We start from the raw sequence: 21,646 nt of genomic DNA, 5'->3' as shown, positions 1-21,646 counted from the left end.
CATGTTTAATAAAATTCTAATCGCTAACCGTGGCGAAATTGCCTGCAGGGTTATCCAAACCGCTCACCGCATGGGCATCCGTTGTGTCGCCGTTTACTCTGAAGCCGACAAAAACGCCCGTCACGTCGCCATGGCCGATGAAGCCTTCCTGCTAGGCCCTGCGCCGAGTAGTGAAAGCTATCTACGCGGTGATAAAATTCTAGAGATTGCGATACAGTCCGGCGCTCAAGCGGTGCACCCGGGATATGGTTTTCTCTCAGAAAACGCTGCCTTCGCCAAATCCTGTTTCGATAATGGTATCGAGTTTATCGGCCCGCCAACGGCTGCTATCGAAGCGATGGGCTCAAAGTCTGCCGCTAAAGAGATTATGTCACATGCGTCCGTGCCTCTGGTGCCGGGCTATCATGGCGAAGATCAAACACCCGAAGTGCTGAAAACCGAATCCGTTCGCTGTGGCTTTCCGCAGCTGCTGAAAGCGGTTGCCGGTGGTGGTGGTAAAGGGATGCGGGTGGTCGAATCGATCGAAGAGTTCGATGAAGCACTGGTATCGGCCTGCCGCGAAGCGAAAAACGCCTTCGGTAACCCGGATATGCTGATCGAACGCTATCTGACCCAACCCCGCCACGTTGAGATCCAAGTGTTCTGTGATAAGCAGGGCAATGGGGTTTATTTAGCAGAACGGGATTGTTCAGTACAACGTCGCCATCAAAAAGTGATCGAGGAAGCTCCGGCCCCTAACCTACCTGATGCCACCCGTAAAGAGATGGGTGAAGCAGCTGTTCGCGCCGCTCAGGCGATCGACTATGTCGGCGCCGGCACCGTCGAGTTTCTCTACGATGTCGATGGTTCATTCTACTTTATGGAGATGAACACCCGCTTGCAGGTTGAACACCCGGTCACAGAGATGATTACCGGCCAAGATTTGGTGGAATGGCAACTCCGGATCGCCAGTGGCGAACCCCTACCACTGCAGCAAGATGAAATCCGTATTAACGGCCATGCGCTAGAAGCGCGGGTATATGCCGAAGATCCTGATAATGACTTCTTGCCAGCCACCGGTACGCTACGCTATTTGCGTACTCCAGAAGAAAACCTACATGTTCGGGTAGACACGGGGGTTGTCGAGGGTGATGAGGTGAGCGTGTTCTACGATCCGATGATCGCTAAATTGATCGTCTGGGATGATGATCGTGACCGAGCGATTGCACGGATGGAACAAGCCCTTGAGGAATATCGTATCAGTGGCCTAAAAACCAACTTACGTTTTCTGCGTAACCTTGCGGGTAGCGCACCTTTTAAAGCACTGGACCTCGATACCGGCTTTATTGATAAGCATGAGCAGTTATTGTTCCCGGCAAGCAACCTCAATACGGCTTTCTGTTTAGTCATGGCGGCGTGTTTCTTTAGCGAGAAAACCAAGCAGCAGGCTAATAATCCGGACGACCCTTATTCACCGTTTGGCTACCAGAATAACTGGCGTCTGAATTCTGAATATGCCCGCCCGTTAACCCTCATTCATGCCGAAACTGAGTATCAACTCAATGTGCTAGAACAGGGCGTCAACGATCAGGGTCAATATCAAATTCAAATTGATGATGCCAGCTATCAGGTTAGTGCGGTGCTGAATGATGATCAGCTAAAGGTTGTCATTAACGGCCATCAACTAAGCGTCCACCTCTATAACGATGGTGACCACCTCACCCTGTTCCACGACGGCGAGCAGTTTATTTGCGAGCAGCATCGGGAAACCTTTGGCACGGATGATCATGCGGCTGATAACAGCCTGACTGCACCAATGAACGGCGCTGTTGTGGCGGTACTAGTTGAATCAGGACAAAGCGTTAAAGCCGGTGAAACACTGGTAATCATGGAAGCGATGAAAATGGAGCACAGCCTTAAAGCGCCCCATGATGGCACCGTCGCAGAGATCTATTTTGCCGAGGGAGATCTGGTCGCCGACGGGGCCGAACTGATCTCGCTGAATGCACTCGAGACTACGGAGGCGTAATCATGGCGTTGCCAACAGCAGTTCGCTTGTTTGAGATGGGGGCCAGAGATGGCTTACAAAACGAGTCTGGTCCCGTTATTGACACGGCGATTAAGGTTGAGCTGATCAATCGGCTCAGCGAAACCGGCCTAAAGCATATTGAAGCCGCCAGTTTTGTATCCCCTAAATGGGTGCCGCAGATGGGCGATGCCTCTGAGGTTATGTCTGGCATTGACCGGAAGCCGGGCGTTATTTACTCGGCCCTAACCCCCAACCTTAAAGGGTTGGAGGCGGCTATCGCAGCAGGCGTTGATGAGGTAGCCGTGTTTGGCGCTGCCTCTGAAGCGTTCACGCAAAAGAACATAAACTGTTCTATCAAAGAGAGCCTAGAACGCTTCGCGCCGGTGATTGAACTAGCCAAAGCGAATCATATTCGTGTCCGAGGTTATGTCTCTACAGTGATGGGGTGCCCTTACGAAGGTGAGATAGCCCCCGCACAGGTAGCCGCCGTTAGCCGTGAACTCTTGGATATGGGCTGCTATGAAATCTCACTAGGCGATACGATCGGTGTTGGTACTCCGCTAAAAGCAAAACGAATGCTCGAAGCGGTCAGCCAACAGGTGCCAATTGACAAGCTCGCAGCACATTTTCACGATACTTACGGCCAAGCACTGGCCAACCTCTATGCTGTCATTGAAGAGGGAATAGCCGTGATTGATGCATCGGTAGCAGGATTGGGCGGCTGCCCTTATGCCAAAGGAGCATCGGGCAATGTAGCGACGGAAGACGTTTTGTATATGCTGAATGGACTCAGCATAGAAACCGGGGTCGACTTACATAAACTTGCCCTGACAGGCCATTGGATCAGCGCACAATTGGGACGCAGTAGTGGCTCAAAGGTGGCTCTAGCGATGGGTTGCCAAGGCAGCTAAGCACACCATGGAGCGTCATCAGACGTCTGAGCTGCTAACCTGAATTTTTACCTTGAATTAATATAAGGGTTTACCCTAGTATATAGCGTAAAAGGTATTTAGCATAAACGTCTAGCTATGCACTCTGAAGGACAAAAATAATACGGAGTAAGACAATGTCTCAACCTGATCATATTACCGCACTTGATCTTAAATACCCGTCACGGGATGAACTACCCGCCGACGTCAAAAAATACTTCGACGTCTGTGACGATAAGCTCGGCATGGTCCCCAATGTTCTGAAAGCTTACAGCCAGAATATGGCCCAGTTCGAAGTATTCTCTAAGTACTATAACGAGCTGATGTTCGGCGAGAGCAATCTAACCGCCCTTGAGCGTGAGATGATCGCCGTGGCCGTTTCCTCACAGAATCACTGCTTCTACTGCATCGTTGCCCATGGGGCCGCGGTGCGAAAGTATTCCGGCGACCCAGCCCTCGGCGAATTAATCGCCACCAACTATCGTGCTGCCGAACTCTCCGTACGCCACCGCGCTATGCTAGATTTTGCCGTTAAGATGACTGTTTCGCCGGATTGCATCATCGAGAGTGACCGTCAGGCGCTCAGAGATGCCGGATTTAACGATCAAGACATCTGGGATATCGCTAACGTGGCTGCTTTTTACAATATGACGAACCGGGTAGCCGGTGCGGTTGATATGCAGCCTAACCCGGAATATCACGCGTTAGATAGATAACAATGACACAGCAAAGGTGCGTCCTAGCAAGCTAACAGGACGCAAGATAAACCCTCGATTTATAAAAATAACGGTGGGAATAATTTAATGAGTATTACACAACCCAGCTATACCAGCGGCGCCAGCAACACTCCCTTGCTGGGCATGACCATAGGCGACAAGTTTGATGAAACCTGCGCCACCTACCCCGATAATGATGCACTCATTGTCCATTATCAGGATATCCATTGGAGCTACGCGCAGCTACAAGAAAAGGTAGAGCAATGCGCTCGCGCCCTACTCGCTGTCGGCATAGAGCCCGGTGACCGTATCGGCATCTGGTCGCCGAACACGGCGCAGTGGACCGTCACCCAGTTTGCTACCGCCAAAGTGGGCGCTATTCTGGTGAATATCAACCCCGCATACCGCCTGCATGAACTCGAATACGCCCTCAATCAGTCCGGCACACGCTTCCTCGTGACCGCTGATACATTCAAGAGCTCTAACTATACTCAGATGCTGTTAGAACTGGCGCCCGAGTTACATGAATGCGAAAAAGGCCACCTCAAATCGGCCAAGTTAAAAACGCTCGAGTGTATTATCAACCTGTCAGATACTCAGCACCCCGGCATGTGGCGTTGGGATGATTTTGTTGAAGAGGCCGATAAAGTCGATTTACAACAAGTCAAAGACATTCAGGTGACACTGCAGTTTGATGATCCTATCAATATCCAGTACACCTCAGGCACCACCGGTTTCCCGAAAGGCGCCACCCTGAGTCATCACAATATTCTCAATAACGGTTTTTTTGTGGCTGAAAGTCAAAACTTCACCCACAAAGACCGTGTGATCATTCCTGTACCGCTGTACCACTGCTTCGGCATGGTGATGGGTAATTTAGGCTGTGTCACCCATGGTTCTACCATGATCTATCCCACCGATGGTTTCGAGCCTAAAGCCGTGCTCGAAGCGGTGCAAAAAGAGAAAGCCACCGCTCTCTATGGTGTGCCCACCATGTTCATCGCCGAGTTAGAACATCCCGATTTCAGCAATTATGATCTATCGAGTCTACGGACCGGTATTATGGCAGGCTCTATCTGCCCTGCAGAAGTGATGAAAGCCGTTAACTCCAAGATGAACATGAAAGAGGTTCAGATCGCCTACGGGATGACCGAAACCAGCCCGGTATCGACCCAGACCGCCGCGGATGACCCGTTCGATAAGCAGGTCACCACCGTCGGCCGCACCCAGCCTCATCTGGAAAGCAAGATCATCGACCCCCTCACCGGACGGGTGTCACCCCGGGGTGAAATCGGAGAGCTTTGCACCCGTGGCTATAGTGTCATGATCAAATACTGGAACAATGAAGAAGGTACCAAAAAAGCCATTGATGATAATGGCTGGATGCATACCGAAGATCTCGCCACCATGGACGAAGAGGGCTATATTCAGATCGTAGGCCGCATCAAAGACATGGTGATCCGTGGGGGTGAAAACGTCTACCCGAAAGAGATCGAAGAGTTTCTTTATACTCACCCGAACATCACCGATGTTCAGGTGACCGGTGTGCCCGATAAGAAATATGGAGAGGAGCTGATCGCCTGGGTTAAACTCGGTGTCGATTCGGAAAGTGTGACCGAAAACCAGTTACGGGAGTTCTGTAAAGGTCAGATTACTCACTTTAAAATTCCTCGCTACTTTAAATTCGTTGAGGAGTTTCCAATGACCGTGACCGGGAAAATCCAAAAGTTTAAAATGCGAGAAATTTCCATCAAAGAGCTAGGCCTCGATGATATCTAATCTCACATAGTGATAATATTCGGGGTCTTATGACCCCGTTTTTTTTGGTTCAATCGCCGCAACAATCACTTAAATAACTTATAAATGACCAACAGTAAGGATACGCCGATGGATATTGATCAACATTACAGCCATCACACAGATGAAACCTTTCTGCTGCAACAACTACGTGAACGTTACCCTGACGGCCCCTCTCTCTATCAGCTCGCCCCCCTAGACCAACTGCATATTGGTGGCATCAAAGCGTCAGAAAAACTATTACTGCAACTCGAACAACTAAAACCGGCGCGCATTCTAGAAATCGGCTCGGGCATTGGCGGCTTGATGCGGATGCTCACCACCAACAAGAGTACTGAGGTTGTTGGTATCGATATCACCCATCGCTTTAATCGACTCAACCGTGCCATTAGCCAACTGACAGCCCCTGCGACATCGCCGGACGTCCTTACCTGTGATGCCCGACAACTGCCTTTTGTCGATAACAGCTTTGACTGCATTATTTTCCAACACAGTTTGCTCAACATTCCACATACCGATCTCTGCCTACAAGAATGTCGCCGAGTACTCAATAGCCAAGGATCACTGCTACTGCATGAGGTTCTGCAAGGGCCGAATCCGGATAGTATGCGTTACCCTGTCCCCTGGGCCAGCGGCGCAACCCAATCCCACCTCATCACCTTCGAAGCGATGAGAGACTTATTACAGCAGAATAATTTTCAGTTAGAGCGGGCTGAAAACTGGTCCGATGAAGCGTTACAATGGCGACAACGACAGGCGAAAAAAGAAGATTCCGTTAAAAGCACTTCCAACCTATCACCGGCAAAAATTTTGGGTAAAACATTCAGCCAGATGGGACCCAATGTGATCGCTAATCTAAATGCTGGTGCAGTCGAAGTCTGGCAACTCAGTTGTCACGGACAAAAGGGATAATCACTGCCATTTCAGTGGCCTTTCCTGTATCCTTCGCCCTCCTGTCATTTCGACAATGTAGTTATAGAGAGTATGCATGAAATTTACTGATCTGGGCCTATCGGCACCGATACTTGATGCCGTAATCGATAAAGGTTACGAGACCCCTTCGCCAATTCAGGCCCAAGCAATTCCGGCGGTACTGGAAGGCAAAGACCTGATGGCTGCGGCCCAGACTGGCACCGGCAAAACAGCGGGCTTCACCCTGCCGCTGCTTGAACGACTGAGCCAAGGCGAACGCGCCCAAGGCACCCAAATTCGAGCACTCATTCTTACCCCAACCCGAGAGCTAGCAGCACAGGTCGCTGAAAGCGTCGCGGATTACGGTAAGAATCTACCACTACGCTCGGCTGTCGTGTTCGGTGGCGTGAGTATCAACCCTCAGATGATGCAACTGCGTAAAGGGGTCGATATTCTCATCGCTACACCTGGCCGCTTGATGGATCTCCACAACCAGAACGCCGTTAAATTCAATAAAGTTGAAGTGCTAGTACTGGATGAAGCCGACCGTATGCTGGATATGGGCTTTATTCATGACATCAAGCGGATCATTAACCTGCTGCCTAAACAGCGCCAGAACCTAATGTTCTCTGCCACCTTCTCTGATTCGATTCGCACTCTGGCTAAAGGACTGGTGAACAATCCAGTCGAGATCTCTGTCGCCGCACGCAACACCACGGCCACTAACGTTAAGCAGTGGATCTGCCCGGTTGATAAAAAACAGAAATCCGCCCTTTTTAGTCATCTACTGGCAGAACACCAATGGCATCAGGTGTTAGTTTTCACCCGTACCAAACGCGGTGCGAATCAACTCTGTAAACACCTCGACTCGGAAAATGTTAAAGCCGCGGCTATTCACGGTAACAAGAGCCAATCAGCCCGCACCAAAGCATTGCTAGAGTTCAAACAGGGTAAGATTCAAGTCTTGGTCGCGACGGATATCGCCGCTCGCGGATTGGATATTGATCAACTCCCTCAGGTGGTTAACTTCGATCTACCCAATGTCGCCGAAGATTACGTACACCGTATTGGTCGTACCGGACGCGCCGGGGCCAGCGGTCAGGCAATCTCATTAGTCAGCGCCGATGAATTTGATCAGTTGTCTGATATTGAGCACCTCATCGGTCGGATACTGGAACGGGAAGAAGTACTTGGCTTCCAGCCATTACACAATCTGCCCGAATCGAGCTTAAGCAACCGTAAACGTAAGCCGAATAAGCCAAAAAGGGCCAAGCCACAAAATGGCCATCAGGATGGCCAGCGTTCGGGCGATGTTGCTCGCGGCAACAAACCCGCCAGCAAAAACAAGCGCCATCGTAGCGGTAGCGCCACTGGCAATCGTCAAGAGCAGGGCAATACAGCGGCTAAGCCCGCCGGTCGTAGCGGTCGTACTAACACAGGTAATGCACCAGCAAAGCCCGGCGCCCGTCGTCCAGCACGCAACACGCCTAGCACTAGCCGCGGTTGATCTTCAAGCTAATAAACAGACTGGAAATCATCTGCGCATAAGGTAAAGTGCTACTCTCATTCAAATAACTATATGAGTAGGAAACACAATGCGTTTTCTTGTTATCGGCGCAGGCGGCATCGGCTGCTACTACGGCGCTAGACTACAACTGCAGGGTCATCAGGTTGCTTATCTGGCACGTGGTGAACACCTGCAGGCATTGCAAAACAACGGCCTAAGCATTCACCACCCCCAACTCGACTTCAACCAACCGGTTGACGCGCTGGATATTGATCAGCTACAAAGCCGCTTTCAGTGTCAGGATTTCGATCTTATTCTTTTGACACTCAAAGCCGGCGCCACCGCCAGCATCCTGACGCAACTGGCTGACTGGCTGAATACCGCCGAAACACCGGTGTTATCTTTACAGAATGGCGTTGATAATGAGCCGGTCATCGAACAAGCGCTGGGGCGTCAGCGAACACTCGGCGGACTCGCCGTCCGTATCGGCGGCCATATCATCGCACCTGGTAAGATTGAAGCCACCGGCCCGGCCCAAATTGTCATGGGTAGCTGGCCTAACCAGAGCAGCGAGCAGATATTCCCCGCCGCCACACTCGCCACCTTTGCCGCAGCATTCAATGAAGCGGGTATACCCTCGCAACTGAGTGATGATATTCGCTATGAATTATGGCGTAAATTAATCATTAACAACGGCGTCAATCCACTGTCAGCCCTGACCCGCCTAGATACCCAAGCACTGACATCACACCCCACCTTTGGCAAAACCGTCTACCGCATGATGCAGGAAGTTGCCAAGGTGTCAGCTGCGGATGATGTCACGCTCAGCCAAGCCGATGTCGACGAGATGTTCGAGCTCATCTGCAACTTTGATGCAATTAAAACCTCCATGTTAGTCGACAAAGAAAAGGGCCGCCCTCTCGAACTCGGCGGCATCAGCGGCGCCGTTATCCAACGTGCGGCGCAATTAAAGGTCGAGGTTCCCAATACTGAGCTCGTTCACGCGCTGCTATTACAACAAGAATAACACTGCGCTATATCGTTATATTCCATCGCTTGCAAACAGGAGTCCCTAATGGACCTGCAACAATTCATCCAACAACTCGATCAACCCGCCAATATCGACTTTGAAGACACCATCGCCGTTATCACAGCCAACTATGATTACACCCCTACCCGCTTTATCAATGGGCAACTCATCAATGAAGCCGGCACTAATGAAGGTTCCTGTAAAATATTTGCCTTTGCCCAATTGAATAAGCTGTCTGAACAGCAAACCCTTAACTGCTTTGGCCGCTTCTATCACCAAGATGTGTTAGCCCATCCAAATGGCAACGACCACGGCAATATCCGTAATTTTATGGCACAAGGCTGGTCTGCCGTTACCTTTGACCAAGCCCCCTTGATAACCAAAAAAATAGATCGCTGAATGAGTACGGTCTATCCGAACTCATATCGGCTTGACGATAGACTGTCACGGAAAAAAGACACCTTAGTCGTCTAATAAAGACAGTTTTAGGACTTTTTCCTATATAAAGGTTATACCAATATCGCCATAATCACTTCCGTTGGATCGACACTCTTCAAGGATTGAAGAATACGCTGGGGAACAAGGATGTAGAACAGCGATAAGGAGATGACTTAGAGCAGGATGCTGAGAGGTCTGTCGCTAAAAGAACCCAAAGACGGGAAGCCTTTTCTAGGATGATGAAAAGGCTGCAGAAGGGATCTGCTACCACCTCAGTGGTAATGATTATCGAAGAAAGAGCTGCAGGCAACTGCAGCTCTTTTTTTTATGCCTATCCGTAGGGTGCCGATGAGCTTTGCGAATCGCACCACAATCCATGCACTGATGAGCTTGCGAACCGTACCAACATTAGCCCGATGGTTGGGGTGATAATGAATACTCATGGTGCGGTTCATTCTTCACCGCACCCTACTCATCTGCAGCTCTTTTTTATGCCTATCTGTAGGGTGCCGATGAGCTTTGCGAATCGCACCACAATCCATGCACCGATGAGCTTAAGAACCGCACCGGCATTAGCCCGATGGCTGTGGTGATAATGAATACCTATGGTGCGGTTCATTCTTCACCGCACCCTACGCATCTATCCGTAGGGTGCCGATGAGCTTTGCGAATCGCACCACAATCCATGCACAGATGAGCCTTCGAACCGCACCGATATTGGCACGATAGGCGTGGTGGATAATGAATACCCATGGTGCGGTTCATTCTTAACCGCACCCTACGCATCGACGATTATTTTGGTACCGGCGAGCCTGCGAATGCACCACAATCCATGCACTAGCAAGCTGACAAACCACACCGCGGCTTAAATCACCGAACTAATCATCTTAATTGCCAAACCTAACAACAATAAGGCAAATACTTTTTTCAACACGGGAATCGGTAACAGGTGCGCCACATGCGCGCCCACAGGGGCCATGATCGAACTCATCAATGAGATTAACACAACGCCAGGCAGGTAGATAAAACCAACCACATAATCGATCTGTAGATCCGCTGATAGGCCATTGACGATATAACCGATCGTCCCGGCAACTGAAATCGGTAAACCAATCGCCGCCGAGGTACCAATGGCTTTCTTAACATCAATATTGTGCCAGCTAAGATAAGGGACTGTCAGAGTACCACCACCGATTGATACTAGTGCCGAGATACTGCCGATAACACTACCCGCAGCAAACAGCGCAGGAGTACCAGGTAAGTCTCTACTTGGTTTCGGTTTAATATTGAGAAACATCTGAGTTGATGCATATACCAAAAAGCAGGAGAAAAAGATCCCCAAGAATGCCGAACTCAATACCGACGCTAGAAATGTTGCCAGAAACGCCCCGACGACAATCCCCGGTGCAAGCCGCTTAACCACCGACCAAATCACTCCGCCGCGTTTATGGTGAGCCCGCATACTTGAGATCGACGTAACAACAATCGATGCCATGGACGTGCCTAACGCCAGATGAACCACTTGGTCGACAGGAATCCCCTGCCAAATAAAGAGAGCCGTTAGGACCGGTACCATAACGAGACCGCCACCAATCCCCAGCAATCCGGCCAAAAACCCAACAACCGTTCCCAGTACCACAAAGGCAATTATCAGTTCAATTTCCATTCTTCATCTTCCTAATAGAGAAAAACCGCGATCATCGTCACGGTTTTACAGGTATAACAAGCCGTTATCAGCCTAGTTTGTCAGCGGCAACCTTATAATCAGGGTCTTCTTCCCGATTAATTTCAACGGCAGAGCCCGCTTTTTCCAGCAAACGGATACACTCATCACTCAGGTGACGAATATGAATATCGATATTGGCTTTCTCATATCGCTCGACCAAAGAGTCGATCACTTCAACACCGGAATGATCCATTACACGGCAGTTAGCGAAATCGATAATCACTTCCTGAGGATCAAACTTAGGCGTGAAATTATCACGGAAGGCCTGTACTGAACCAAAAAACAACGGGCCATGGGGCTTATAAACCTTCAAAAAACCATTGTTTTCGATACTGGTATCGATGCGCATATGTTTCGCATGTTTCCATGCAAACACCAATGCCGAGACAATCACGCCAACAATAACGGCAATCGCCAGATCCGTCGCCACTGTCACCACCGTTACAATCACCACGACTAACGCGTCAGAGGGTGGGATTTTGCGCATCAGGTTGAGACTGGCCCACTCGAAAGTACCGATTACGACAATAAACATCACCCCGACCAATGCCGCTACGGGAATGATCTCAATCCAGCTAGACCCAACTAAGATAAAGAGCAGTAAAAATAGCGCGGCTGATATGCCGGACGCTCGCCCAGTACCACCCGAGCCAATATTGATCATACTCTGACCAATCATTGCACAACCACCCATACCCCCGAAGAAGCCGGTCGTAACATTCGCCACGCCCTGACCCACACATTCTCGGTTACCCCGACCGCGGGTTTCAGTAATCTCATCGATTAACGTTAATGTCAGTAGCGATTCGATCAAACCAATGGCCGCTAGAATCAGCGCATAAGGGAAAATAATCCGTAGGGTCTCATAATTGAGATCTACCATCGGAATATGAAACTGCGGCAAACCGCCCGCAATACTGGCAGCAGGGTCGCCGGTCATGTCGACCAGAACATCCTGTACGCTACGAGCGGCATCAATATCTAAACCGACAACTAGACCGGTTACCACCAAAATAGCCACCAAGGTTGATGGTACAGCTTTAGTTAATTTAGGCAGAAAATGGATAATCGCCATGGTCAGAGCCACCAGACCCAACATAACGACTAACTGTGACCCTTGCATCCAGCCCAACACCCCATCTGCATCGGCGACTTGAAACTGCTTCATCTGCGCCAAAAAGATAACAATGGCAAGGCCGTTTACAAAGCCCAGCATCACTGGGTGAGGCACCATACGGATAAATTTACCCAGACGAAAGACCCCGGCTAATATCTGCAAAATACCCATAAGCACAACAGTGGCAAAGAGATATTCAACCCCATGTTGAGCTACAAGGCTCACCATGACCACGGCTAATGCGCCGGTAGCGCCGGAGATCATTCCTGGACGACCACCAATAGCGGCGGTAATCAGCCCCACCATGAAAGCCGCATAGAGGCCGACTAAAGGGTCGACACCCGCGACAAAGGCGAATGCCACCGCTTCTGGCACCAATGCCAAGGCAACGGTAAGACCGGACAATATATCCGATTTCATGCTTTGAGAGCGTTTATAGATCAACTGCAGCATAATAAAATACTTTTCCTGAATTGAAGTCTTAAAAGGGGACTGGCGGCAAAAAAGCGCAATTATAGCACTGTGCAACTGCACAAAACAGCGTCAAGGACGGATATACGTTAACAGCTTGCGGCGTAACCGCTCTTGGTGAGTCGTTGCAATATCGCCGGCCAATAACCTTACCGGCGTAGAGACATGCGCCTTATAATGGTGTTGTAACTGCATCAAATTACGCCATGCTGGAGGTAACTTATCGGCATGGGTTAACATCCCACCTTGTTGATCATCGGCCATATAACGCACCGAACCGATACCCGATAGCAGCAACCGAGCTAAACACATCGGACAGGGCTCCAGTGTCACTAGCAGTGTTAACTGTTCAGGGGGATAAGGGACAAGCCCCGCCTCAAGCTGATCCACTAAGAGCATCTCGGCATGGGCCTGACTATGATAACGCCCCTGCCCATCTTCACTAAACACTCTGTTTTCAGACTGGGCAACCACCTCACCCTGAGGATCAACCAGTAAAGCCGCTACGCCGTAGTTTCCCTGCTCCAGCGCATCCAACGCCAAACGACACGCATACAAACCCCGAATATCATCTCGATATTCACTATCTGGCTGTAGCTGATTCAGGCGTTTGATTAAACTCGTTATCGGTTTATCGTCTTGCGTTAACGCTGGTGATGCTGCTTCCTGTTGCATCTTGGCCATTGGAACCTCCTGTACTAAGAGCCGCTATCTAATAACCTGTATTTAATACTCTTTTATTTAAGACTCTTTCTCTAAAGGGTTAGTTTAGTCGATCAACGTTAACTGCACCGCCTGCTGACTATTTTTGGGCTGTAACCGATAACCTACGCCAATCAAACGCACCGCTTTTTTACCCCGAAACCACGCCTCCTGACAGAGATGTTGATACAGCGCCAACGGACACTCAGAAGCACTTTGCTCAACCGTGGTCTGGGTAAAGTCAGAGAATTTTAATTTAATCACTGCACCGGCGACTTCCCGCTGCTCGGCGTGTTTTTCAAATCGTTGCGCCAGCTCAGTCAACATAACCGGCAATTTTTCGAGACAACAGGCAAGGTCGGGGAGATCTGTCGCAAAGGTATGTTCCACACTGATCGATTTGCGTTCCCGGCTCGTTCTCACCGGCCGATCATCAATACCTCGACTCAGCTCATATAAGCGTTTGCCAAATCGACCAAAACGGTCCACCAGCTGCGCCATACTAAAGGTTCTCAAATCAGCACAGGTTTCAATCCCCATCTGCAGCAATTTAGCCGTTGTCACCTTACCCACGCCATAAATCTTTTTGACCGGCAACTGCAGAACAAACGCTTCTAATTGATTCGGCGTAATGACACACAGCCCATCGGGCTTATGCCAATCACTAGCAATTTTAGCAACAAACTTATTCGGCGCGACGCCCGCTGAGATAGTAATACCCACCTGCTCTACCACTCGCTGACGTATCTCTTGTGCAATCAGCGTGGCACTACCGTCTTTAAGGGTAGAGCCTGTCACATCGAGATAAGCCTCATCTAATGACAACGGCTCAATCTGATCCGTATAGTCGGCATAAATCGCCATAATCGCGGCCGATGCTTGTCGATATTTTTCCATATTACCAGGAATAACGGTCAGACTAGGGCACAGCTTCATCGCATGGGCGGTGGCCATGGCCGAATGAATACCAAACTTTCTGGCGGGGTAATTACAGGTAGAGATGACACCACGACGGTCAGATGAACCACCAATAGCGAGAGGGATATTACTCAGGGAGGGATCATCGCGCATCTCAACCGCAGCAAAAAAACAGTCGCAATCACAATGAATAATTTTTCGTACCAGCGTATCGGTCACTTCATGGCCCAGATTAATACAATCGCATTTTGTATTTATCCAAGCCTACTACGAAACACTGTATAAAAGAACAGTTATTTAGCCTCCAACGCTCGCTTTACACTATCAATATTATTTTTTAACCAAATAGGGTTAATGGCACCCCAGTTATCGATCACATAATAACCATCATTATTACGCCGTCCATCCTGCTTAAAATAGACATTAATCCCCATACCGGGAATCGCTTTAATCACATCTTGAATCGTACGCCGCGGCCAAGCGGTTATTTCCATTAAAACAGGCACACTAGGACGTTCCGTGGTTGCGATAAGATGTGAGATATACAACCGGCGCGCAAACGTCCTGTTGAGATTTTCCATGAGACTTATGTTCCTTTAAACAAACGAATTTCATGCAGAATTTAAGCTTAACCACTTAAAATTCGTAATTACTAATTTAGTAACTTACATTATAAGACGCCTGCATAATCAGGTGCAAATATTCACGGGTAAAACAGCGATAAAACCCTATAAAATGGGCGATAAACGCTGAAAAAACCATCAACTAACTCCCCTTTTAAACTAAAGTAGAATCAACCAATAGAGCCAGATAGTTAGCAAAGAGACCCGCAAGCTGAATAAGCGGGTTGATGTAAGCCGCTGACATCGACAAGATCGCATCCTAAGGCCAGGCTCGATTGATAAGCTCGATTACTAAGCCCTATTGATAAGCCCTATTCATAAGCCCTATTCATAAGCTCTACTCACAAGCTCTATTCATAAGCCCGCCCCTGCTAACTCCCCGATCAAGTATTGACTAACTTCTGCTCACGCCAGCCCTCTTTTACCCATCCCTGCCTAGCCCCTGTCATCAGATAGTCATTTTTCTGCCAACCTACTGTCACAAAAATCACATAAATTCCTCGGGTGAACAATAATAGGAAGGTCAGCGATCGTGATCAATGTTGAACAGGTTATCACCCACAAATACCCCTCTTTTTCCTCCAAGCCATCGGCTATACGAAACATGGCACTGTTTGTTTTACGCCGTCTATTTCATGAGCAGGAGGTCAACAGCTTTCTCGAGGAAAATCAGCGCTATCAAGGGTTCGACTTTATTGATCGGGTGTTAGATTACTTTAATTTCACCTACACCCTCAGCCATAAAGATCTGATGAATATTCCTTCCAGTGGCCGCGTGCTGATCATTGCCAACCATCCACTCGGTGCATTAGATGGCTTAGCTCTGTTAAAGATGATCGGCGAAATCCGCAAGGATGTCCGCATTGTCGCCAATGATATGCTGTCCTCGTTCACCCAATTAAGCCCTCTGTTGCTGCCGGTCGATAACCTCAATAAAGCTACCCGCAAACAGGATATGGCCAATATCCGTAACGCCCTGCATAACGAAGAAGCCGTTATTGTGTTTCCCGCGGGCGAAGTCTCCCGTGCAGGCCCGACAGGCATTAAAGACAGTCACTGGAATCAGGGCTTCCTTCATTTTGCTAAAAAAACTAATAGCCCTCTCTTGCCGATATTCATTGGCGGTAAAAACTCATCCCTGTTCTACACCGTCTCCGGTATCAATAAAGCCCTTGCCGCGGTGTTACTGCCACGGGAGATGTTCAATAAGCGCGCCATGAACCTATCCTTTAAAGTCGGAGAGCCCATCCCCTACAGCCAATTGGATAAGCTCCCTGTTACCGGCCAAGAAAAAAGCAAGATGGTGCGCAAACATCTCTACCGCCTCGCTAAAGGTCGCAAACCGATATTTAAGACGGAAAAAACCATTGCTCATCCTCAGGACCGCCAAGCCTTAAAAAAAGAACTCAAACAAGCGGAGCAACTCGGGGAAACCGCTGACGGGAAAAGAATCTACCTGTTCGATTATCACGCGGACTCCGCGGTCATGCGTGAAGTAGGCCGACTACGGGAGGTGTCATTCCGTTGTGTCGGCGAGGGTACCGGCGAAAAACTCGATATAGATCGTTATGATGCCCATTACCGCCACCTGATCCTTTGGGATGAAGAGGAGCTGGAGATTGTAGGTGCTTACCGTCTTGCAGAAGCCTGGAGAATGACTAACAGCGAAGATGACCAGCTGTACAGCTCAACACTGTTTAACTACACCCCCGCCATGCAGCAGTTTTTTGAACAGGGTATCGAGCTAGGCCGCAGCTTTGTTCAACCGAAATACTGGGGCAAACGCAGTCTCGATTATCTCTGGTATGGTATCGGCGCCTACCTGAAACGGCACCCCAATGTACGTTATATGTTTGGACCGGTTAGCCTCAGCAACCGTTATCCGCAGCATGCCAAAGATCTATTGGTACACTTTTATAGTCTTTATTTTCCCGATCCCGATAACCTCGGCAGATCATTTACCCCTTATATCCTCCAGTCAGATGCCCGCCAAGAGCTACAAACGCTCTTCGGTGGCAACAACTACAAGGAAGACTTCAAAATACTGAAGCAGCAGATGGATTTCCTAAACTGCGCCGTCCCCACACTGTATAAGCAATATGCGGATATCTGCGAAGCTGGCGGCGTACGCTTTCTCGATTTCGGTGTCGATGCTGACTTTAATTTCTGTGTTGATGGCTTGGTACTGGTCGATACGGATTACCTTAAAGCGAAAAAAAGAGCACGCTATATAGGCGAAATAAGCTAATATTCTCAGGATTAAAGTAACAAAGGGGCTGCAAGGCCTCTTTTTTTCTGCCAGACTTTCGGATAGACAATGATGTTCAATGACTCACTATTCAGGTCTGAATCCTATGAGCAATAAACGCGTCCTGAATCCGATATCCAGCGATCAGGAGATTGAAGCCTTCTTGCAGCAAGCCAAACAGCTTGCGGTCCCCCATAACGATGCTAGGTTAATCTTTGCATTGGATGCTACCGCTAGCCGCGAAAAGACTTGGGACCATGCCTGTCACCTGCAGAGCGAGATGTTTCTCGAAACCCAAGAACTGGGCAAACTAGCGGTACAACTCTGTCATTATGGTGGCTTGCAGCAGTTCAGTGCCAGCCGCTGGCTAAAAGACACCAACAGTCTGCTCAACCAGATGAATCAGGTACACTGCCTCGGTGGCCACACTCAGATAGCCCGCCTACTTCAGCATAGCTTAAAACAAACCCGCCAACAGGCGGTGCAAGCGATTATCTTCATTGGCGACAGTGTTGAAGAGCCGGTCGATTTTCTCTGCCAGCTAGCTGGCCAATTAGGCATCCACTCTACGCCACTATTCATCTTCCAAGAGGGCCGAGATATCACCGCGGCCCATGCCTTTAAGCAGATGGCTAAACTATCCGGCGGAGCATATTGTCGTTTTGATAACAGCAGCGCAGCCACATTGAAAGCCTTACTCGGTGCGGTTGCTGTCTATGCCACCGGCGGTCAGCGTGCGCTACTCGAATACGCCAAACAGGGACACCCCGACATTCTTCAACTCACCCACCAGCTTAAATCTTAAGGATTCAAACCTTGAACCCCATTGTGCTTATATTGCTCGGCTTACTCTTACTCGGTTGGTTTCTTTGGTTGCGCAGTAAGTCTCCCGCCGATCAACGCAAGGCGAATATCATGCTGTTGGTAGCCGTACTCGCCGCCGCGCTCTTTTATCTCACCTTCACCGGTAAACTAAACTGGATCGGCGCCGTATTCGCGCTGCTGCTCCCCTTCTCCCGCCGCCTTATTCCGATGATTCCGGTGCTGGGTAAGCTGTTTCAACATTACAAGAGTAACCAATCAACCTCAGACAACACCTCTCAGGTAAAAAGCCGGATTCTTAACATGCAACTCGATCACGACAGCGGCGCACTCGAGGGCGAGGTATTAGAAGGGCCGCTACAAGGGCGGCCACTCGCTAGCCTAAGTGAAGGTGAATTTATCGATTTACTCAACTACTGTCGCCAACATGATGAGCAATCCGCCCGTCTACTCGAGACCTATCTGGATAAGCGCTTTGGCGACAGTTGGCGTAAAGATGATAGTAGCACTGCAGAAGCTTCCGAGACCGACAAGGCCTACCAGATTCTCGGGCTTGAGCCCGGCGCATCAAAAGAGGAGATTATTGAAGCCCACCGTCGGTTAATGCAAAAACTCCACCCAGATCGCGGCGGCAGCGATTACCTAGCCGCAGAGATTAATCAGGCTAAAGACCTGCTGTTAAAAAGCCACTTCTCACACTAACCTTGATTAGCCTTTAATGATTGGCATCATCGACAATAATCTCATTGAGGAGTTCATCATCAATATCCGCCGCTTGCACCGGTAAATCATTGAACACAGCATCGGTTAGCAGCGATGAGGTCGAGGCAGCGGGCTGCGTGGATAAGGGCTTTTGTAAGCTCTTTTGTAAGGGCTTTTGTAAGGTCTCTTGCGCCGGGCTTGGCGTATCCGCGACCGAAGCGGGTCTGGTCATCGATCGCGGCTGAGGGGCCGGCTTAACGCTACCCGGCAGCGGCTGACCACCCGAGAGACCAGAAGGTTGCCACAGCTGAAAAGTCGCCCCTAACGCCGCCAAACGGTCGGAGCCGGTTTGCAACACCAACTGACCGCTGGATGCACGGCGAAATAACATCAGATACTCTTGCTGCTGTGCATCGCGCATACTAAAAATCAACTTACCCGATTGCAGATATTGCCACTGGCCATGCTCAGTGACGGCCTTGCCCGATGAGTCACGGCTCACCAACTGCACACGGTGATCCTTCGACAGTTTAAACATCACCTGATGCCCGTTCGCAGGTTGATACCAATAGAAGCCTGCTAGTTCGGTTATCGCTGGACGCCCTTGGCGGGCACACCCCTCATAGGACTTGCCAAAAAAAGTCATCTGAGCGGTTAATGGCAGTAAGGTTCCGCTTTCAGTATCGATACAACGCTTTTCGATAATGGTGATATCAAACGGCGCTTTCCGCGAGGATGATTGGAAATGCTGCCTATCACCTTCACGCCGCTCACGATAATGAGCAACCACTGTATCAGTAGAGTTAGCCTCGGCTTTATCCGCAAACATGATATCAACACTATCGGTATCTGCCGGCGTATCGGTGACTTTAAAATTAAAACGCCCCAATGGATTAATACTCTTTACCAGCACATGATCTGCAAAGATATCGGCCACCCAATGGGGCTCACTGCTGGCCGCTCGAAACAGAATATCATCTAGACGAAAGTGACAGGTGGCCGCCGTACCGCCGACGGTATCGACACGTTTAACCAACAAGGCATTGTCTAATGCGCTGTCCACCGCCCCTTGCAACTCAACGTACAGATCTTTATGACTGAATTGAGTGAAGCGCTGATAATATCCGGTTAGCTCCTGCTGTGGGGTGAAATCCTGTAATGGCCACCAGAGTTTCTCGTGACAGGGTTGAAACCAAAGCTGCTCCTGACGCTCAACGATCACGCCAGACAGCGCTTGAATTGGCGCCTGAGAAGGAAAAGGCTGTGGTTTGTCAACCGCACATCCTGTCACTATCAACGCCATGAATAGAGGTGAAATATGAATAGCCTTGCCGCTCATCCGTTTCCGTCATTCATCATGCTATAAATTCCTATTAGCATACCCTGCAATGCATTCGGCTTAAAGTCATCATCCAAGCAGAATTATCAATTTAAATTCTGCTAAAATTACTTTCACTTTCATATAATTAGGGATGGCTACTGATGAAACTTGCGCGGTTTATACATTCAGGAAAAGAACAGCTAGGCTGTGTCGTTGAACAACAGATCATTCCCATTCCAGCCTCTATTTTTTCAGGCGCTATGCCATTGCTACTCAGCCGTTTTTCGGCGCTCAAGCCTTTACTCGAGAGCTATATCGCCACCTCACCGGCGGCACTCAACCTCGATCAGGTGCAATTATTGGCACCCATTGCACAGCCGGAAAAATTTATCGGTGTTGGCCTTAACTACGCAGACCATATCGCCGAAACAGGTTTGGCCATACCCGAATTCCCAACCCTGTTTAATAAACAATCGAGCTGTGTCACCCATCCAGAAGCACCCATTTACCGTCCCAATATCTCCGACAAACTTGATTACGAAGGCGAATTAGCACTGGTCATCGGCCAGTATTGCCGCAATGTTAGCATCGAAGATGCCCCCCAAGTGATTGCGGGATACACCATCGTTAATGATGTATCCGTCAGAGATTGGCAGATCAAGTCACCCACCTGGACGCTGGGTAAATCCTTCGACAGTCACGGTCCAATGGGCCCTTGGATCGTCACGTCGGACAGCATCGAGCCACACAACCTAGAACTCAAAACTTGGCTCAACGATGAACTGCGACAACACTCCAACACCCGCCACCTTATTTTTGATTGCTACCAGTTGGTCGCCACACTCTCCTCGGTGTGCACCCTTAAACCCGGTGATGTGATCGCAACCGGAACCTGCAGCGGCGTTGGTGTCAAAATGAAACCTAGAGGCTATATGAAGCCCGGTGATCGCGTTACCATCGAGATAGAACATATTGGCCGCCTGAGTAACCCGGTGTTACAGGAACCTGAGCACAACAGCTTCATCAGCTCACAGCCTGTGTCTTAAAATAACAACACCTAAGCTATTGTTTTATATAACAATAGTAAACGCACACTGAATACCAGTCTCTTTTAAGAGACAGTTATCTAAAGTTAGTTCATACTAGCAGGGATGAAAGCACGGCAGAATTAAAGCTATCTTATTGTTTTAATGTGCTTTTTATAAACAAGGCCCAACAATTGCTTTACTACCCGTTAATACAACACTGATGACTGGATAATAGGCATGCGCACGGCAACTCTGCTACTAACACTGACATTGACGACAACACTCGCTCAGGCGGAAACTGACCATTTGTCATTAAAACGGCTATCCAATATAGAAGTGATTGAACATATTCGTTCTGAGATGCCTCAAGAGACCGCGCAGATCAACAGAACACGCTCTTTATCCATGTTTGAATCGCTCGATAGAAATCACGATAATGAAGTATCATTAACGGAAATGCGCCGTCACCCCTCCCTGGCAAGGCGTTTTCATCAATTGGATATCAACAATGACGGCGTGCTTAGTCAGCAAGAAATAGAGCCTCTACAGGCAGAAGTAAAGGGACTACGCAATATCCTTAACCTCTCAGCATTGAGGATTATATGATTATCGACCGCCCAGGAAAGGCCAT

Annotated in this window: 19 protein-coding genes; 13 read left to right on the top strand and 6 right to left on the bottom strand. The window is 49.2% G+C overall.

Features of this window, described 5'->3' with window-relative positions; genetic code table 11:
* The first annotated feature begins 1 nt into the window (after position 1).
* The 8 genes from EH243_RS07355 (at position 2) to EH243_RS07320 (ending at position 9,298) form a co-directional block, all read left to right on the top strand.
* Positions 2–2,008 carry an acetyl/propionyl/methylcrotonyl-CoA carboxylase subunit alpha gene (locus tag EH243_RS07355; protein WP_126158002.1) on the top strand — a complete coding sequence of 669 codons (2,007 nt, stop codon included), beginning with the start codon at positions 2–4 and terminating at the stop codon, positions 2,006–2,008.
* Between the two features lie 2 nt (positions 2,009–2,010).
* Positions 2,011–2,919 carry a hydroxymethylglutaryl-CoA lyase gene (locus EH243_RS07350; RefSeq protein WP_126158001.1) on the top strand — a complete coding sequence of 303 codons (909 nt, stop codon included), beginning with the start codon at positions 2,011–2,013 and terminating at the stop codon, positions 2,917–2,919.
* A gap of 155 nt (positions 2,920–3,074) precedes the next feature.
* Positions 3,075–3,653: a peroxidase-related enzyme gene (locus EH243_RS07345; protein ID WP_126158000.1), complete on the top strand. Its 579-nt coding sequence runs from the start codon at positions 3,075–3,077 to the stop codon at positions 3,651–3,653.
* 87 nt (positions 3,654–3,740) lie between these two features.
* A complete protein-coding gene (locus EH243_RS07340; protein WP_126157999.1) occupies positions 3,741–5,432 on the top strand; it encodes an AMP-binding protein in 1,692 nt (563 codons plus the stop codon).
* 108 nt (positions 5,433–5,540) lie between these two features.
* On the top strand, positions 5,541–6,362 hold the full coding sequence (locus EH243_RS07335) for a class I SAM-dependent methyltransferase (RefSeq protein WP_126157998.1): 822 nt from the start codon (positions 5,541–5,543) through the stop codon (positions 6,360–6,362).
* 76 nt (positions 6,363–6,438) lie between these two features.
* Entirely contained in the window at positions 6,439–7,869 is a 1,431-nt protein-coding gene (locus tag EH243_RS07330; RefSeq protein WP_126157997.1) for a DEAD/DEAH box helicase, read from the top strand.
* Between the two features lie 88 nt (positions 7,870–7,957).
* A complete protein-coding gene (locus EH243_RS07325; RefSeq protein ID WP_126157996.1) occupies positions 7,958–8,896 on the top strand; it encodes a ketopantoate reductase family protein in 939 nt (312 codons plus the stop codon).
* Between the two features lie 48 nt (positions 8,897–8,944).
* The gene (locus EH243_RS07320; RefSeq protein WP_126157995.1) at positions 8,945–9,298 is read left to right on the top strand and encodes a HopJ type III effector protein; all 354 of its coding nucleotides are present in this window, start codon (positions 8,945–8,947) and stop codon (positions 9,296–9,298) included.
* A gap of 904 nt (positions 9,299–10,202) precedes the next feature.
* Here EH243_RS07320 and EH243_RS07315 read toward each other — a convergent pair.
* The 5 genes from EH243_RS07315 to EH243_RS07295 all read right to left on the bottom strand — a co-directional run bounded on the left by EH243_RS07315 (position 10,203) and on the right by EH243_RS07295 (position 14,852).
* Positions 10,203–11,003, bottom strand: coding sequence for a sulfite exporter TauE/SafE family protein (locus EH243_RS07315; RefSeq protein WP_126157994.1), 801 nt, complete (start codon positions 11,001–11,003; stop codon positions 10,203–10,205).
* A gap of 67 nt (positions 11,004–11,070) precedes the next feature.
* Positions 11,071–12,633 (bottom strand): SulP family inorganic anion transporter, encoded by a 1,563-nt coding sequence (locus EH243_RS07310; RefSeq protein ID WP_126157993.1) that lies wholly within the window; start codon positions 12,631–12,633, stop codon positions 11,071–11,073.
* Positions 12,634–12,723: 90 nt separating this feature from the next.
* Positions 12,724–13,335 carry a nucleoside deaminase gene (locus EH243_RS07305; RefSeq protein ID WP_126157992.1) on the bottom strand — a complete coding sequence of 204 codons (612 nt, stop codon included), beginning with the start codon at positions 13,333–13,335 and terminating at the stop codon, positions 12,724–12,726.
* An 84-nt stretch (positions 13,336–13,419) separates the two neighbouring features.
* A complete protein-coding gene (dinB, locus tag EH243_RS07300) occupies positions 13,420–14,490 on the bottom strand; it encodes a DNA polymerase IV (protein WP_277600701.1) in 1,071 nt (356 codons plus the stop codon).
* Positions 14,491–14,564: 74 nt separating this feature from the next.
* The gene (locus EH243_RS07295) at positions 14,565–14,852 is read right to left on the bottom strand and encodes a helix-turn-helix domain-containing protein (protein WP_126157991.1); all 288 of its coding nucleotides are present in this window, start codon (positions 14,850–14,852) and stop codon (positions 14,565–14,567) included.
* A 574-nt stretch (positions 14,853–15,426) separates the two neighbouring features.
* On the opposite strand from EH243_RS07295, the gene olsF reads away from it, so the two are divergent.
* The 3 genes from olsF (at position 15,427) to EH243_RS07280 (ending at position 18,666) form a co-directional block, all read left to right on the top strand.
* Positions 15,427–17,142, top strand: coding sequence for a bifunctional ornithine lipid synthase OlsF (olsF, locus tag EH243_RS07290; protein WP_126157990.1), 1,716 nt, complete (start codon positions 15,427–15,429; stop codon positions 17,140–17,142).
* Between the two features lie 106 nt (positions 17,143–17,248).
* Entirely contained in the window at positions 17,249–17,947 is a 699-nt protein-coding gene (locus tag EH243_RS07285) for a VWA domain-containing protein (protein ID WP_126157989.1), read from the top strand.
* Between the two features lie 11 nt (positions 17,948–17,958).
* Positions 17,959–18,666: a DnaJ domain-containing protein gene (locus EH243_RS07280; protein WP_126157988.1), complete on the top strand. Its 708-nt coding sequence runs from the start codon at positions 17,959–17,961 to the stop codon at positions 18,664–18,666.
* A 13-nt stretch (positions 18,667–18,679) separates the two neighbouring features.
* Here the strand turns inward: EH243_RS07280 and EH243_RS07275 are convergent, their stop codons facing one another.
* Complete coding sequence (locus EH243_RS07275; RefSeq protein WP_126157987.1) at positions 18,680–20,005, bottom strand: hypothetical protein; 1,326 nt, start codon at positions 20,003–20,005, stop codon at positions 18,680–18,682.
* Positions 20,006–20,148: 143 nt separating this feature from the next.
* Here EH243_RS07275 and EH243_RS07270 point away from each other — a divergent pair, with 143 nt between their 5' ends.
* Together EH243_RS07270 and EH243_RS07265 are read left to right on the top strand one after the other, a co-directional pair.
* Positions 20,149–21,033, top strand: coding sequence for a fumarylacetoacetate hydrolase family protein (locus EH243_RS07270; protein ID WP_126157986.1), 885 nt, complete (start codon positions 20,149–20,151; stop codon positions 21,031–21,033).
* Between the two features lie 219 nt (positions 21,034–21,252).
* Complete coding sequence (locus tag EH243_RS07265; RefSeq protein ID WP_126158118.1) at positions 21,253–21,621, top strand: EF-hand domain-containing protein; 369 nt, start codon at positions 21,253–21,255, stop codon at positions 21,619–21,621.
* Positions 21,622–21,646: the final 25 nt, after the last annotated feature.

The organism is Amphritea opalescens (genome assembly GCF_003957515.1).
GTDB classification, from domain to species: Bacteria; Pseudomonadota; Gammaproteobacteria; order Pseudomonadales; family Balneatricaceae; genus Amphritea; species Amphritea opalescens.
This window is presented reverse-complemented; position numbering and strand designations above follow the sequence as displayed.

Coding starts and splice junctions, on each gene's coding strand:
- EH243_RS07355 (WP_126158002.1), top strand. CDS start 2: ATGTTTAATAAAATTCTAATCGCTAACCGTGGCGAAATTGCCTGCAGG.
- EH243_RS07350 (WP_126158001.1), top strand. CDS start 2,011: ATGGCGTTGCCAACAGCAGTTCGCTTGTTTGAGATGGGGGCCAGAGAT.
- EH243_RS07345 (WP_126158000.1), top strand. CDS start 3,075: ATGTCTCAACCTGATCATATTACCGCACTTGATCTTAAATACCCGTCA.
- EH243_RS07340 (WP_126157999.1), top strand. CDS start 3,741: ATGAGTATTACACAACCCAGCTATACCAGCGGCGCCAGCAACACTCCC.
- EH243_RS07335 (WP_126157998.1), top strand. CDS start 5,541: ATGGATATTGATCAACATTACAGCCATCACACAGATGAAACCTTTCTG.
- EH243_RS07330 (WP_126157997.1), top strand. CDS start 6,439: ATGAAATTTACTGATCTGGGCCTATCGGCACCGATACTTGATGCCGTA.
- EH243_RS07325 (WP_126157996.1), top strand. CDS start 7,958: ATGCGTTTTCTTGTTATCGGCGCAGGCGGCATCGGCTGCTACTACGGC.
- EH243_RS07320 (WP_126157995.1), top strand. CDS start 8,945: ATGGACCTGCAACAATTCATCCAACAACTCGATCAACCCGCCAATATC.
- EH243_RS07315 (WP_126157994.1), bottom strand. CDS start 11,003: ATGGAAATTGAACTGATAATTGCCTTTGTGGTACTGGGAACGGTTGTT.
- EH243_RS07310 (WP_126157993.1), bottom strand. CDS start 12,633: ATGCTGCAGTTGATCTATAAACGCTCTCAAAGCATGAAATCGGATATA.
- EH243_RS07305 (WP_126157992.1), bottom strand. CDS start 13,335: ATGGCCAAGATGCAACAGGAAGCAGCATCACCAGCGTTAACGCAAGAC.
- EH243_RS07295 (WP_126157991.1), bottom strand. CDS start 14,852: ATGGAAAATCTCAACAGGACGTTTGCGCGCCGGTTGTATATCTCACAT.
- EH243_RS07285 (WP_126157989.1), top strand. CDS start 17,249: ATGAGCAATAAACGCGTCCTGAATCCGATATCCAGCGATCAGGAGATT.
- EH243_RS07275 (WP_126157987.1), bottom strand. CDS start 20,005: ATGAGCGGCAAGGCTATTCATATTTCACCTCTATTCATGGCGTTGATA.
- EH243_RS07270 (WP_126157986.1), top strand. CDS start 20,149: ATGAAACTTGCGCGGTTTATACATTCAGGAAAAGAACAGCTAGGCTGT.
- EH243_RS07265 (WP_126158118.1), top strand. CDS start 21,253: ATGCGCACGGCAACTCTGCTACTAACACTGACATTGACGACAACACTC.